The organism is Paramicrobacterium salitolerans (genome assembly GCF_051513965.1).
Taxonomy (GTDB): Bacteria; Actinomycetota; Actinomycetes; order Actinomycetales; family Microbacteriaceae; genus Paramicrobacterium.
This window is the reverse complement of record NZ_CP195847.1, coordinates 721,991-736,350: the sequence shown is the minus strand read 5'-3', so window position 1 is coordinate 736,350 and position 14,360 is coordinate 721,991. Positions and strand designations below refer to the sequence as shown.

Here is a 14,360-nt window from a genome sequence, read left to right as displayed (position 1 = left end):
CGACAGACGGTGGCTGAGCATGCGGGGATAGAGAAGGTGGAGACATAGATGAGCGGGACCGAACAGAACGCGCTTCCCGACGACGCCGTGGGCGCATCGGCCGGAGTGCGCGACAGCGCATCGGCCGGAGTGCGCGACAGCGCATCAGCCGGCGCGCGCGACGGAGCCCAGGCCTCAGCCGCCAGGGCGGCCCTGACGGGCGGCATCACCCGCCAGTCGCACCGCCTCGCCGACGGCCGCGAGATCATCTACTTCGACGACCCGGACAGCACCCTGCCCGCCGCGCGCGCCGTCGACGAGCGCACGCTCGACCCGCGCCCGGCGACCGCGACGATGCGCCAAGACCCGCTCACGGGCGAGTGGGTCTCGATCGCCGCCGCGCGTCAGAACCGCGCCTTCCTTCCGCCCGCAGAGCTCGACCCTCTCGCTCCGCAGAGCCCGACGAACCCCTCCGAGGTCCCGAGTCAGTACGACGTCGCGGTGTTCGAGAACCGCTCCCCCTCGTTCGGCCCCGCACTGCGCGACGAGAACGAGCCTCGGGGCCTCTACGACCTGACGCGCATCGGACTCGAACGCACCCGCACCTCGGTCGGCCGCTGCGAGGTCGTCTGCTTCTCACCCGAGCGCGAGGGGTCGTTCGGGTCGCTGAGCCGCACGCGCGCCCGCACCGTGATCGAGGCGTGGGCCGACCGCACCGCGGCGCTCAGCGCCCTGCCGAACGTCCGCCAGGTGTTCCCGTTCGAGAACCGCGGCGTCGAGATCGGCGTCACGCTGCACCACCCGCACGGCCAGATCTATTCCTATCCGTACATCACGCCGCGGACGCAGCGCGTCCTGGACGCCATCGACTCCTACGGACCGTCGCTCTTCCAGGACATCCTCGAGCGCGAGCAGTCGAGCGAGAGGATGCTGCTGCGCGGCGAGCACTGGAGCGCGTTCGTTCCGTTCGCCGCACGCTGGCCCATCGAGGTGCACATGTTGCCGCACCGGCACGTCGCCGACTTCGCCGAGACGACGCCCGAGGAGCGCGACGAGCTCGCGGGGCTGTACCTGCGCCTGCTGCGCGGCGTCGACGCGCTGTACGACACCCCCACGCCATACATCGCCGCGTGGCACCAGGCCCCGGTGGGCGTCGCGCGGGACGAAGTGCGGCTCATGCTGCAGCTCACGTCGCCGCGCCGGGCCGCCGATAAGCTGAAGTACCTCGCCGGGTCCGAAGCCGCGATGGGCGCGTGGATCGGCGACGTTCCGCCCGAGAAACAGGCCCAGAACCTGCGCGATGCGATCCAGCGCGCCGACGTCGCACGGCCCGTCGAGCCGGCGGCATCCTCCCCCTCGTCTGCTCAGGAGAACCGATGACCACCTCACCCCACGTCGCCGCCGATGCCTTCGCCGCGCGCTATGATCGCTCCCCGGACGGGGTCTGGCAGGGGCCCGGCCGCGTCAATCTGATCGGCGAGCACACGGACTACAACGACGGCTTCGTCTTTCCGTTCGCGATCGACCGCAACACGGTCGTGGCGGTCGGCGCGCGCGATGACCGCAGCGTGCGCATGTCGAGCGACTTCGCGGATGCCCCGGCGACGGTCTCCCTCGACGACCTCGACGTCGACGAGCTCGCGGCGGGCACGCTCGAGGGCTGGTCAGCGTATCCGTTCGGTGTGATCTGGGCGCTGCGGCACTTCGGCGCCGACCTGTCGACGGTCCCCGGCTTCGACGCGCACGTCTCCTCCGATGTGCCGGCCGGGGCAGGGCTGTCATCGTCTGCGGCGCTCATGTGCGCCGTCGCCGTCGCCCTGAACGACGAGTGGCAGCTCGGCTTCGACGCTCCGACGCTCGCCCGCGTCGGGCAGCTCGCCGAGAACAAGGCCGTCGGCGCACCGACCGGCATCATGGACGAGAGTGCGTCCCTCTTCGGACGCCGCGATCACGGGGTCTTCCTCGACTGCCGCTCCCTCGACACCGAGGTGATCGAGCTGGGGTTCGAGGATGCCGGGCTCGAGCTGCTCGTCATGAACACGCGCGTCGATCACGCCCACGCGACCGGTGGATACGCCGAGCGCCGTGCCTCGTGCGAGAAGGGCGCCCGCCTGATGGGCGTCGCGAGTCTGCGCGATCTCGACATCGACGACCTCACGCGCGCCGAGCGTGAGCTCGACGACGAGACGTTCCGCCGCGTGCGCCACATCGTCACCGAGAACCAGCGCGTGCTCGACACCGTGCGCACGCTGCGCACCGAGGGGCCGCGCGCGATCGGCGACCTGCTCGACGCCTCGCACGTGTCGATGCGGGACGACTTCGAGATCTCCGTCCCCGAGCTCGATCTCGCCGTGGAGACCGCGCAGAAGTGCGGTGCCGTCGGTGCCCGAATGACCGGCGGCGGGTTCGGCGGAGCGGCCATCGCGCTCGTCGCGCATGACCGAATCGATGAGACGAAGGATGCCGTCGAAGCGGCGTTCGCGAAGGCGGGCTTCCGCGCGCCGGACTGCTTCACGGTGCATCCTGCCGACGCTGCCGGACGCGCGCTCTGAGCCGCGGCATCCCACACCTCTGGTCTCTCGGCACGCCCGTCACAAACCCACCGTCGATTACGCGATGTGGAAATATCTCGCTAGCCTCGGAAGACGATGACTGATTCCTATCCCCCCACATCAGCAATCTCGATCATCCACGCTCCTCGTCAGCTGGAGATACCCGATGCGCTCCGCGCAGACGTTCGCTTTCTCGGCGAACTGCTGGGCCGAGTGCTGATCGAGACCGGCGGAAAGGACCTCCTCGACGACGTCGAGAAGCTGCGCGGCCTGACCATCGCCGCGTACGAGAACGAAGACGCCGCGGCCTTTGAAGAGGCCGAAGAGCTCGTCGCCTCGTTCTCGCCCGCTCGCGCGGAGGAGGTCGCTCGCGCGTTTACGTGCTACTTCCACCTGGTCAACCTCGCTGAGGAGCGCCACCGCGTCCGCGTTCTGCAGGGGCGCAACCCGGAGCCGGGCGAAGACGTCGGCGCATCGTTCACGTCGACCATGGATGCCCTCATCTCGGAGCTCGGCGAAGACGGCGCACAGCAGATGCTCGACGGTCTCGAGTTCCGCCCCGTCCTGACGGCGCACCCGACCGAGGCCAGGCGTCGTGCCGTGGCATCCTCGATTCGCCGCATCAGCGAGCTCGTCGCCACCAACGACGACCCTCGACTCGGCGAGAACGTGCAGGCCGAGACGAAGCGCGAGCTGCTCGCCGAGATCAACGTTCTGTTCCGCACCGCGCCACTGCGCTCGACTCGGCCGACGCCGCTCGACGAGGTCCGCACGGCGATGAACATCTTCGACCAGACGCTGTTCGAGGCGATGCCGCGCATCTACCGCCTCATCGACGACCGTCTCACGGGCAAGGCCGCTGGCACTCGCCCGCCGCGCTCGCACTCGTTCGTGCGCTTCGGCTCGTGGATCGGCGCCGACCGCGACGGCAACCCGAACGTCACCGCGAAGATCACCCGGCAGGCCGCGGCGATCCAGTCGGAGCATGTGCTGCTCGGGCTTGAGCGCGCCGCCAACCGTGTGGGCAGGATGCTCACGCTCGACGCCGGCGACACCGCACCGAGCCCCGAGCTGCTGCAGCTGTGGCAACGTCAGCGCTCGCTCGCCGATGAGCTGACGAGCGAGATCGCCACGCGGTCCCCCAACGAGCCGCACCGCCGCGTTGTGCTGATGGTCGCCGAACGCATCGCCGCCACGCGTCGACGCAACGCCGACCTCGCGTACAGCGGCCCCGAGGAGCTGCTCGCCGAGCTGCACACCGTGCAGGACTCCCTCGTGGCTGCGGGCGACAAGCGCAGCGCCTACGGCGAGGTGCAGGGGCTCATCTGGCAGGTCGAGACCTTCGGGTTCCACCTCGCCGAGCTTGAGGTCCGCCAGCACTCGAAGGTGCACCGCCAGGCCCTCGACGAGCTGGACCGCGGCGTGCAGCCGAGCGAGATGACCGATGAGGTGCTCGACGTGTTCCGCACGATCGGCGTCCTGCAGAGCCGTTACGGTGTGGATGCTGCGCGACGGTACATCATCTCGTTCACGCAGCACGTGGACGACATCGCCAACGTGCACCGCCTCGCGCGCTACGCGTTCGGCGAGGGCGAGACGCCCGTGCTCGACGTCATTCCGCTCTTCGAGACCTTCAACGACCTCAAGAACGCGCCGGAGATCCTCGAGAAGATGATCGAGCTTCCGGACGTCAAGAAGCGCCTCGACGAGACCGATCGCCGCCTCGAGGTCATGCTCGGCTACTCCGACTCTTCGAAGGACGTCGGACCGGTCTCCGCGACCCTGACGCTCTATGAGGCGCAGGACGCCATCGCCCGCTGGGCGGAGCGTCACAGCATCCGTCTCACTCTCTTCCACGGTCGCGGTGGCGCCATGGGTCGCGGCGGCGGACCCGCCAACGAGGCCGTGCTCTCGCAGCCGCCCGGGTCGGTCGACGGTCGCTTCAAGCTCACCGAGCAGGGCGAGGTCATTTTCGCTCAGTACGGAAACCCGACGATCGCGCTGCGACACCTGGAGCAGATCGCGTCGGCGACGCTCCTCGCGTCGAGTCCGTCGAACGGCGAGCTCAACGCGAATGCGGCCGACACGTTCGCCGATATGGCCGAGCAGATGGATGCCGCGAGCCGCGAGCGCTTCTACGAGCTCGTGCACGCCGAGGGCTTCGCCCCCTGGTTCGCCGAGGTCACCCCTCAGGAGGAGGTCGGTCTGCTGCCGCTCGGCTCCCGTCCGGCGCGTCGAGGTCTCTCGGTTGAGTCCCTCGAGGATCTCCGCGCGATTCCGTGGGTGTTCTCGTGGTCGCAGGCCCGCATCAACCTCGCGGGCTGGTTCGGGCTCGGCACCGCGCTGAAGGCCGTGGGCGACCACGAGCAGTTGCAGCGGGCGTACCGCGAGTGGCCGCTGTTCACGACCATGATCGACAACGTGCACATGTCGCTCGCGAAGACGGACCCGCGCATCGCGGCCCGCTACCTCGAGCTCGGCGACCGCGAAGACCTCTCGACGCTGGTGCTCGAGGAGATGGAGCGCACCCGCGAGTGGACGCTCATCGCGACCGGCAGCAGCGAGCTGCTCGACAACCGCCAGGTGCTTCAGCGTGCCGTGCGGCTGCGGAGCCCCTACGTCGACGCGCTGTCGCTGCTGCAGCTCCGCGCTCTTCGCACGCTTCGTGGCGCGGCGACGCAGGAGACCGAGACGACCATCGATCAGGCGCGCAACCTGCTGCTGCTCTCCGTGAATGGAGTGGCGGCGGGTCTGCAGAACACCGGCTGATCTGCGAGAAGCTCGTCAGCTGCGAGCGGCGGTCCTTCGGGGCCGCCGCTCGCTGCGTTTCGCGGCGAGCTCGCCTCGGCCACCGTCGCCCCGCCGCGCCCTCCGCAGGGCCTTCCCCTGCTGCCTGGCGCCCTCCGTCCCCTCCGCTGCTCGAGCACCCGGCACCTTCTGCAGCTTCCTCGCCCGGCGCCTCCGCGGCGTCCGCCCTGCCGTCTGCCGCCTCGCACCTCAGCGTTCTCCCTCGCGGGCGCTCACACCTCGCGGCATCCTTCCCCACAGCATCCCTCCTCCCACGCCCGCTGCCCTGCGCTTCAAAGAATCGGTTAACCGGCCGCGGGTGCGGCGTGGCGGCGCGCAACACGCCGCAGCTCCGTTGAAATTTCCGATTCTTTGCCGAGGGTCGGTCGACGTTCGCCTACCCGGCCGCGCCACGTTTCCCGGCCGCGCCACGTTTTCCAGCTTTCAGTCGAGGTCCGTCCACCCCGCGGGAAGGGTCGCGGTCGGCAGGTATCTGCTCGGCACCCAGGCGTCCCAGTCCGCATCGAACGGCCACTCGAGGGACTTCGCGCGAGCGGTGAGCCGCTCACCGGCATCCCTCGCTCGCTCAGCCTCAGCGGGAGCGAACGTGCCGAGCCGCACGAGCCACTCGAGTTCGTCTTCGTCTTTGTAGCGCACCGTCCACGAATCGGTGCCCGGGGTGCCGGAGCACACGACGTCGAGCACCCAGTCCTGCGTGTCGAAGCCGATCGCAGTGCGACGCCACGGCGACTCGAGGTTGCCGTACCAGTCGCCGACCCAGGTGTCGCCGTCGTGCCAGCGCCACACAGACCACTCGTCGCCCTCGCGGTAGACGCGCACGACCGTCGGTCCGTGCCACGCGAGTTCGGCGTGGGTGCCGTCCCAGTCGTCGGGAAGCACGAGTCGGCCGTTCGGTCCGCTTCCTTCGCCAGCGCGCGTGCGGAGGTCGGAGCCGGGAGGCGTGGCGACGGCGATCACCCCGTCGTCGCCGTCCGCGATTGCAAAGCCGGCGACGGCAAATCCGACAGCGCGGCCGTGGCGACCGTACTCGCGGATGCTGCGCAACGCAATCGACCGGTCTGGCTTGAACCTCGACTCGTCATGCGGAGGCGAGTCGTGCACCCCATCGTCCATGGTGCAACGCTAACAGTCGAGGGCGGCGGAGGTCAGTCATTCTCCGGCGGCACCACGGGCGATGCCTCGCCGCCGGTCGCCCGGAGCAGATCGTCGAACGTCGTCGGGTAGACGGTGTTGGGATGCCCCGCCGCGGCCCACACCTCGGGGTAATCGCGGAGCGCAGTGTCGACGACCGTGCGAATCGGCGCAGGATGCCCGACCGGAGCGACGCCGCCGATGACCTGGCCGGTGGCGGAGCGCACGGTCGCGGCATCCGCTCGCTTCACCCTGCCGCCGAGCTTCTGCCCGAGCCACGCGGTGTCGACGCGGTGCGCGCCGGATGTGAGCACGAGCAGCGGCTCTCCGTCCAGAGTGAAGACCAGCGAGTTGGCGATCGCGCCGACCTCGATGCCCAGGGCGGCAGCGGCGTGTGCGGCGGTGGGAGTGGCGTCATCGAACCAGCGGATCTTCGCGGGGAGCCCAGCGGCGGTCAGTGCGGAGGAGACGGCGTCGACCTGGGGCGACGCGGGAGCGGCATCCGTCATGGTTCCGAGTATGCCAGCGGGACCTGAACGGTGCGAAGAATCGGAAAAAAGGATGCCCCTGCGGCGTGTCTTGTGGGGACACGCCGCAGGGGCCTCGAAATTTCCGACTGCGTGCAAGGTGGCTCGGCGGGTGCGCGCTCAGCAGGTTGCAGACTCAGCGGGTTGCGCGCTCAGGAGGTTGCACACCCAGGCGTTGCATGCTCAGGCGTTGCGCACTCCGAGGTTACGTACTCAGTGGGTTGCGCGCTCCGCGGCTTCGACGACGTTCGTCATCAGCAGCGCGACGGTCATCGGGCCGACGCCGCCGGGGTTCGGCGACAGGTAGCCGGCAACGTCCGCGACCGCCGGGTCGACGTCTCCGAACACCTTCGACTTGCCGGTCTCGGGGTTCGGCTCGCGCGTCACGCCCACATCGAGAACTGCGGCACCGGGCTTGACGTCTTCCGGGCGGATCAGGTGCTTCACGCCCGCGGCTGCCACGATCACGTCGGCCTGGCGCAGATAGCGCGGCATGTCGACGGTTCCGGTGTGCGTCAGCGTCACCGTCGCGTTCAGCTCGCGCCGTGTGAGCAGCAGCCCGATCGAGCGACCGATCGTGACACCGCGCCCCACGACGACGACGTGCTTGCCCACGAGGTCGTAGTCGTTTCGCAGCAGCAACTCGATGACACCGCGCGGCGTGCACGGCAGCGGGGTGTCGATCGGCCCATTGACGTTCAGCACGAGCTTGCCCAGGTTGGTGGGATGCAGCCCGTCGGCGTCCTTCGCCGGGTCGATGCGCTCGAGGATGCGGTCCGTGTCGATGTGCTTCGGCAACGGCAGCTGCACGATGTACCCGTGGCAGTCGGGGTCGGCGTTGAGCTCGTCGATCAGCGCTTCGACCTGCTGCTGCGTGGCGTCCGCGGGCAGCTCGCGCTGAATGGAGTTCATGCCGATCGCGACCGACTGCTTGTGCTTCATGCCGACGTACAGCTGCGACGCCGGGTCGGCACCCACGAGCACCGTTGCGATGCCCGGGGTGACGCCCTTCGTCTTCAGCGCGGCGACGCGCTCGGTCAGTTCGGCCTTGATTTCGGCGGAGGCAGCCCGCCCATCCAGAATCTGTGCGGTCATCGGCCCTCGCCCTACTGCTGCAGACCCGGGTACAGCGGGAACGCCTCGGTGAGCTTCGCGACGCGCTCGCGGAGCCCAGCGATGTCGGCGTCGGGACGCAGCGCGAGGGCGATGATGTCGGATACCTCAGCGAACTCGGCATCCCCGAAGCCACGCGTGGCGAGAGCCGGGGTGCCGATGCGGATGCCGCTCGTGACCATCGGCGGGCGCGGGTCGAACGGCACGGAGTTCTTGTTGACGGTGATGCCGACCTCGTGCAGACGGTTCTCGGCGTCCTGCCCGGAGAGCTCGCTCTCGCGCAGGTCGGCAAGCACCAGGTGCACGTCGGTTCCGCCGGTGAGCACGTTGACGCCGGCCGCACGCGACTCGTCGGAGGTCAGCGCCTCTGCGAGAAGCTTTGCGCCGGAGATCGTGCGCTCCTGGCGGTCGCGGAAGTCATCGGATGCCGCGAGGAGGAACGCCGTCGCCTTGGCGGCGATCACGTGCATGAGCGGCCCGCCCTGCTGGCCGGGGAAGACGTTCGAGTTGAGCTTCTTGGCGAGCTCGGTGTCGCGCGAGACGATGAAGCCCGAGCGCGGTCCGCCGATCGTCTTGTGCACGGTCGACGACACCACGTCGGCGTGCGGCACGGGCGACGGGTGCAGACCCGCGGCGACGAGGCCCGCGAAGTGCGCCATATCGACCCAGAGCTTTGCGCCGACCTCGTCGGCGATCTCGCGGAACGCCGCGAAGTCGAGCTGACGCGGGTACGCCGACCATCCGGCGATGATGACCTGCGGCTTGTGCTCGAGCGCCTTGTCGCGAACGACGTTCATGTCGACGAGGCAGGTCTCGGGATCGACGCCGTACGACACGGCGTTGTACAGCTTGCCCGAGAAGTTCAGCTTCATGCCGTGCGTGAGGTGGCCGCCGTGCGCGAGCTCAAGCCCGAGGATCGTGTCGCCGGGCGTGGCGATGGCGGAGAGGACCGCGGCGTTCGCGGTGGCGCCGGAGTGCGGCTGAACGTTCGCGTACTCAGCGCCGAACAGCTTCTTCGCGCGCTCGATCGCGAGCGATTCGGCGACGTCGACGTACTCGCAGCCGCCGTAGTAGCGGCGCCCCGGGTAGCCCTCGGCGTACTTGTTGGTGAGAACGGACCCCTGCGACTGCAGGACGGAAACGGGAACGAAGTTCTCGCTCGCGATCATCTCAAGGTAGTCGCGCTGGCGACCGAGCTCCTGATCGAGAACAGCAGCGATCTCGGGGTCGACTTCGGACAGCGGCGCGTTGAACGTATCGGTCATGCTGGCTCCTTTGTGACAGACGGATGGGAAATCCCGTATCGGCCCAGGCGTGCGGCCGAGTCCGCCCCAGTTCTGAGCGCTCCGCATGGAGAACCCAGCGCTGAGGATCGCACGTCGCTCCCCGATGGTGCCCCATCTGAGCCGGGTCTTCCGGGGGCGTGAGCCCGTCGGAGTCGTCCGTCTATACGCCAGTCGCGACGCGTACAGCATAACAGCGGATGCCGCGCCCGACCGTGCCGTTCGCCTGACCGTTACCTTCACATGACGACACGCGTCAGACGCATGAAGACACGCCTCAGAGCCAGCGCAGGCGCGTGCCGTGCGGGCTTGCGAACGCGCGGGCGACGCCGTCGAACGACACGACGAAGCGGTCGTCATCGCTGCGGATACCGGCGGGAACGGTCGCGTCGATCTGCGGAAACACGTGGAGCCCCTCGAAGGAGAGCCAGTGGCAGTTGAGGCGCGACATCTGGCCGAAGAACCTGTCGCGCCCGGCCTGGTCGAGGTACGCCAGCACCGCGGTGTGCTGCACGACTGCGGTGACGTCGTCCGGCACGGCATCCACGAGGGCTTCGATGTGCTCGTTGAGGTCGCCCGCCACGATGTGCGCGGGCTCGGCGCGGCGGATCGCTGCCGCGGCATCCAGGCGCTCATCGCGTTCGGGCTGGCCCGGCCAGATGAGTGCGTGCAGCCAGCGCATGTCGTCGGGGTCGTTCACGTCGAGCGGGTTCAGGTCGACGCCGGTGCGGGAGACGATCTCGGGCATGCGCGTGGGAATCGGGGCGTCGCCGCGCGTCTCGCAGCGGGTCACAACGGGCGAGGGCCCGCGCTCGGGGTCGACGCGGACGTCGCCGTCGTAGATGTGACTGTAGCGATCGGGGTACAGGCAGAGGCCGGCGGATGCTCCAACCTCGATGAGCGCGATCGGGCCGTCGATCTGCGCGAGCAGCGTGAGCTGAACGGCAGTGCGGCCCGGCTCGTTGGTCTGCGTCGAGCGGGAGAGGATCTGCTCGGTCACGGCATCCCAGTTCTCTCTCACCCAGGTCAGGAAGTGCTCGCCCGGTCCGGCCGGCACCCCGAGATAGCGGGTGGCCGCGAGCACGAGGTTCGGCTGCTGCTTCTGCGGCGGCAGCGCGGCGATCAACCGGCAGACCTCCCGGTCGGCCGCGACCGCGCGGCACCACGTGTCGTACTGATCGGAGTTTCCGTACGCCTCTGTGCGGGCGAAGTCGGCGAAGCGCGCCGAGACCGAGAGAAGGCTGTCTTCGTCCAGCGGACGCACGTCACATCACCGTCACCCCAAGCTGCGCCGCGAGAAACGGAGCGAACTGCATCAGCTGCTCATCGTCGATCACGGCTCCGGCCAAACTGTCGACTCCGACAATACGAGAAAGGTCGAGCCCGCGGAGGTCGACGTGGGCGAGTGTCGCGCCGCTGACGTCGAGCGTCGCGACCCGGCATCCCCTCATGCTCACCCGCGTCAGGCGGCCGGAGCCCACGTCGAGTTCGTCGATCTGGCAGCCCTCGAACACGACGTCGGTGAGTGAGCTTCCGCGCAGGTTGACGTAGCCGAGTTTGCACCCGCTGAAGCGGACCTGGTTCCAGCCGCTGTCGTACGCCTCGAAGGAGCCGATGCGCGACTGCGCGATGTCGACCGTGCGCATGCTCGACGACGGAACCGAGACCGCGGCGCCGTTCGCTCCGCTGAGCGTGCAATCGGTGAGACGGATGCCGCGGCCGACGAACTCGTCGAGCGCGAGCCCATCGAACGCGCACTCCGAGAATGTCAGGTCGGCGAGGTTGCGACCGGCGAGGGATGCATTCGCGAGCCGCTCCGCATCGCGCAGGTCCCCGGCGAGAAGATCGTCGAGGTCGGAGTCGTCGAGATCGGGAAGGACGGGCGGCTGGAACCGGGGTGCGTGCAACGTCATCACGTCACCCTAGCTGGGTAGGATCGACGGACCCCCACAATCCCGAACCGGAGGTCCTGTGTCCCCTGTCGTTCCGACCCTGATTCCTCATCCGCACAGCATTGAGATGGGCGACGGCGCCTTCGCTCTCACCGCTGAGAGTCGCATCGTCACCGAGAGGACTGACCTCGGCGAGTACCTCGCGGAGCTTCTGCGACCCGCCACCGGCTTCACGCTGCCCGTCGTCGCCAGCGCCGCGGCGGACGGCGACATCGTGCTCGAGGTGGTGCCGGATGCCGCTCTCGACGCGTTCACCCCGGCGCAGCGTGCCGAGGGCTATCGCCTCTCGGTCGCTCCCGAGCTCGTCACCGTTCAGGCGGAGACCGAGGCGGGCCTGTTCGCGGGCATCCAGACGCTTCGACAGCTGCTGCCCGCCGAGATCGAGGCCCGCACGCAGCAGAGCGTCGCATGGACGATTCCGAGCACGCAGATCGTGGATGCTCCGCGCTACGCGTACCGCGGAGTCATGCTTGACATCGCGCGGCACTTCTTCGGCTCCGAGACGATCCGGAGCTTCATCGACCGGGTCGCCGCGTTCAAGTTCAACCACCTGCACCTGCACCTCACAGACGACCAGGGCTGGCGGCTGGAGATTCCGGGCTGGCCGGAGCTCACCCGAAGCGGTGCAGCGTCGCAGGTCGGCGGCGGTGACGGCGGCTTCCTCACGACCGAGGACTACGAGGAGATCGTCCGCTATGCGGCATCCCGTCACGTCACCGTCGTGCCCGAGATCGACCTGCCCGGGCATACCAACGCCGCACTCGTCGCCTACCCCGAGCTCGCGCCTGCCGGTGTGAAGATCGCGGAGTACTACGGCACCGAGGTGGGGTTCTCGACGCTCGACACCGACTCGGAGAAGGTGTACGAGTTCATTGAGGACGTCCTCGGGCACGTCGCCTCGATCACGCCGGGGCCATACATCCACATCGGCGGAGACGAGTCGCACGAGACCGCTCTCGATGACTACCGGCGCTTCATCGCGCGCACTCTGCGCATCGCGCACGCGACCGGAAAGCAGCCGATCGGCTGGCACGAGATCGGAGCGAGCGACGAGATTCCGAGCGGAACGGTCGGGCAGTACTGGGGCTACCGTTCCCCGGAGCTCGGCGCAGACGAGCAGTTGCGCAATATCGTGCGGCAGGGTGGAACGGCCATCCTCTCCCCCGCCGACGTCATCTACCTCGACATCAGGCCGCACGACGACTACCACCTCGGGCTCGACTGGGCCGCGGGCGCGACACCGCTCGTCGACGTCGCCGACTGGGAGCCTGGCACGCTCATCCCCGGAGTCGACGACTCGGTGATTCTCGGAATCGAAGCGCCGCTCTGGACCGAGACCGTGGCGACCCCGGACGACATCGACGCGCTCGTCTTCCCGCGGCTGCTGAGCGTCGCCGATCTGGCGTGGTCGGCGGAGCCGCAGAACTCCGCCGCCCGCGCGATCGAGCTTCTGCCGCGGCTGATGGCGGCGGGAATCGCCTACGGCCCGGCCGGCCCCTCGGGCGCTGACGTCGACGCGGGCGTCGCCGGCTGAGGCAGCCTCTCAGTTCTCTGTGGACTGCTGCTCGATGTCGAGGGCCTTCGTGCTGACTGAGAAGGTCTCCTTCGAGAGCCACGCGGCACCGGCTGAAATGACCGAGAACAGCAGCGTGATGCCACCGATGACGAGCGGCACCGAGTGCGAGCCCGGAGGCACGATGAACGCGAAGAGGCTCGGCAGCATCGCCACGAGGAAGAGCGCGATGTTCTGCGAGATCGCGAAGCCCGTCATGCGGTTGCGGGTCGGGAACATCTCCTGGAAGAAGCTCGCGAACGTCGCGTTCCACATCTGGTAAAGGATGCCGAACATGAGCACGGCGAGCACCACGGTGAGCGGCACGTTCTTCTGGCTCACGGCCCACAGGTACGCGAACGAGAGCAGACCGGCGCTCAGCGGACCGAAGATCATGAGCGGGCGGCGGCCGATGCGGTCGGAGAGCTTGCCGAAGAACGGAATCAGGATCACCGCGACGATGTTCGCGACGACGGGCATCCACAGGTAGGTCGATGCGCTCATGCCGATTCCGTACGACTCCTGCGTCGCGTAGGCCGTGCCGAAGACGACGACCGTCGTGCCGATCACGTTGGCGAAGCCCATGCAGACGGCGCGCACGACGGTGCCGCCGTTCTCGCGGAACACACGCCACACGGATGTCTGCTGCTGCTGAACCTGTCGGGCCTTCTTCTGCTCGATGAAGATCTCAGACTCGCGCACCTTGATGCGGATGATGATCGCCGCGAACACGACGATGGCGCTCAGCAGGAACGGAACTCGCCAGCCCCACGCTTCGAAGTGCTCGGGGCTGAGCAGCCCGGAGAGCGGAATGAAGACGGCGGTGCCGAGGATGCTTCCGACCTGGGTTCCCTGCAGGCTGAAGCTCGCGTAGAAGCCGCGCTTTCCATCGGGCGCATGCTCGACGATCATGGCGCTCGCGCCGCTCAGCTCGCCCGCGACGGCGAAGCCCTGGATGAGTCGAAGGACCACGAGGAGGATCGGCGCCAGGATGCCGACCTGATGGTACGTCGGCAGCAGGCCGACGAAGAACGTCGAGATGCCCATGAGGAGCATCGCGAGAACGAGCACGTTGCGGCGGCCGTGGCGGTCGCCGAGCGTACCGAGGATGAAGGCGCCCAGAGGCCGGGCGACATAGCCGACACCGTACGTGGCAAGTGACGAGACCACGGCAATCGCGGGGTCCCCCTCAGGGAAGAACACCTGGGGGAAGATCAGAGCTGCGGCAGAGCCGTAGATTGCGAAGTCGTAGTATTCGAGGGTGCTGCCCACCCATCCACTGGCCGCGGCACGGCGTGACTGTATGCGTGAGCGTTCCGCTGTGGACACGTCTTCGTGCATTCGATCTCCCATCGTCGCTGATCTCCCGCATGCGCGAGCAAGCGCTTTCCAGTGAAACATGAATCGATTCAATGCGCAAACGATTCGAGGCATTTGCGAGCTGCACGCGGTGCACCGCGACG

At 68.4% G+C, this 14,360-nt stretch carries 11 protein-coding genes and 1 riboswitch; of the genes, 4 read left to right on the top strand and 7 right to left on the bottom strand.

The annotated features are described in order from the left end of the window. Positions 1–48: 48 nt before the first annotated feature. From galT to ACSAGD_RS03470, 3 genes are all read left to right on the top strand, one after another. The gene (galT, locus tag ACSAGD_RS03480; protein WP_437584339.1) at positions 49–1,359 is read left to right on the top strand and encodes a galactose-1-phosphate uridylyltransferase; all 1,311 of its coding nucleotides are present in this window, start codon (positions 49–51) and stop codon (positions 1,357–1,359) included. Beyond that, positions 1,356–2,531, top strand: coding sequence for a galactokinase (gene galK / locus ACSAGD_RS03475; RefSeq protein ID WP_437584338.1), 1,176 nt, complete (start codon positions 1,356–1,358; stop codon positions 2,529–2,531). The genes galT and galK overlap by 4 nt, the downstream gene beginning before the upstream one ends. 96 nt (positions 2,532–2,627) lie before the next feature. Beyond that, positions 2,628–5,300 (top strand): phosphoenolpyruvate carboxylase, encoded by a 2,673-nt coding sequence (locus ACSAGD_RS03470; protein WP_437584337.1) that lies wholly within the window; start codon positions 2,628–2,630, stop codon positions 5,298–5,300. Between the two features lie 462 nt (positions 5,301–5,762). On the opposite strand, the gene ACSAGD_RS03465 is transcribed toward ACSAGD_RS03470, so the two are convergent. The 6 genes from ACSAGD_RS03465 to ACSAGD_RS03440 form a co-directional block, all read right to left on the bottom strand. Beyond that, positions 5,763–6,452 (bottom strand): DUF402 domain-containing protein, encoded by a 690-nt coding sequence (locus ACSAGD_RS03465; RefSeq protein ID WP_437584336.1) that lies wholly within the window; start codon positions 6,450–6,452, stop codon positions 5,763–5,765. Between the two features lie 32 nt (positions 6,453–6,484). Further along, positions 6,485–6,979 carry a YbaK/EbsC family protein gene (locus tag ACSAGD_RS03460; RefSeq protein WP_437584335.1) on the bottom strand — a complete coding sequence of 165 codons (495 nt, stop codon included), beginning with the start codon at positions 6,977–6,979 and terminating at the stop codon, positions 6,485–6,487. Positions 6,980–7,210: 231 nt separating this feature from the next. Then, complete coding sequence (locus ACSAGD_RS03455; RefSeq protein WP_437584334.1) at positions 7,211–8,092, bottom strand: bifunctional methylenetetrahydrofolate dehydrogenase/methenyltetrahydrofolate cyclohydrolase; 882 nt, start codon at positions 8,090–8,092, stop codon at positions 7,211–7,213. Positions 8,093–8,103: 11 nt separating this feature from the next. Continuing rightward, a complete protein-coding gene (glyA, locus tag ACSAGD_RS03450; protein ID WP_437584333.1) occupies positions 8,104–9,375 on the bottom strand; it encodes a serine hydroxymethyltransferase in 1,272 nt (423 codons plus the stop codon). Positions 9,376–9,409: 34 nt separating this feature from the next. Next, positions 9,410–9,581: riboswitch (ZMP/ZTP riboswitch) on the bottom strand. Between the two features lie 89 nt (positions 9,582–9,670). Beyond that, positions 9,671–10,657 (bottom strand): DUF2332 domain-containing protein, encoded by a 987-nt coding sequence (locus tag ACSAGD_RS03445; RefSeq protein WP_437584332.1) that lies wholly within the window; start codon positions 10,655–10,657, stop codon positions 9,671–9,673. A gap of 1 nt (position 10,658) precedes the next feature. Further along, positions 10,659–11,306, bottom strand: a complete 648-nt coding sequence (locus ACSAGD_RS03440) for a pentapeptide repeat-containing protein (RefSeq protein WP_437584331.1) — start codon at positions 11,304–11,306, stop codon at positions 10,659–10,661. 58 nt (positions 11,307–11,364) lie between these two features. On the opposite strand from ACSAGD_RS03440, the gene ACSAGD_RS03435 reads away from it, so the two are divergent. Next, the gene (locus ACSAGD_RS03435) at positions 11,365–12,879 is read left to right on the top strand and encodes a beta-N-acetylhexosaminidase (protein WP_437584330.1); all 1,515 of its coding nucleotides are present in this window, start codon (positions 11,365–11,367) and stop codon (positions 12,877–12,879) included. A gap of 9 nt (positions 12,880–12,888) precedes the next feature. Here ACSAGD_RS03435 and ACSAGD_RS03430 read toward each other — a convergent pair whose 3' ends face one another. Continuing rightward, positions 12,889–14,238 carry an MFS transporter gene (locus ACSAGD_RS03430; protein WP_437584329.1) on the bottom strand — a complete coding sequence of 450 codons (1,350 nt, stop codon included), beginning with the start codon at positions 14,236–14,238 and terminating at the stop codon, positions 12,889–12,891. Positions 14,239–14,360 lie beyond the last annotated feature (122 nt).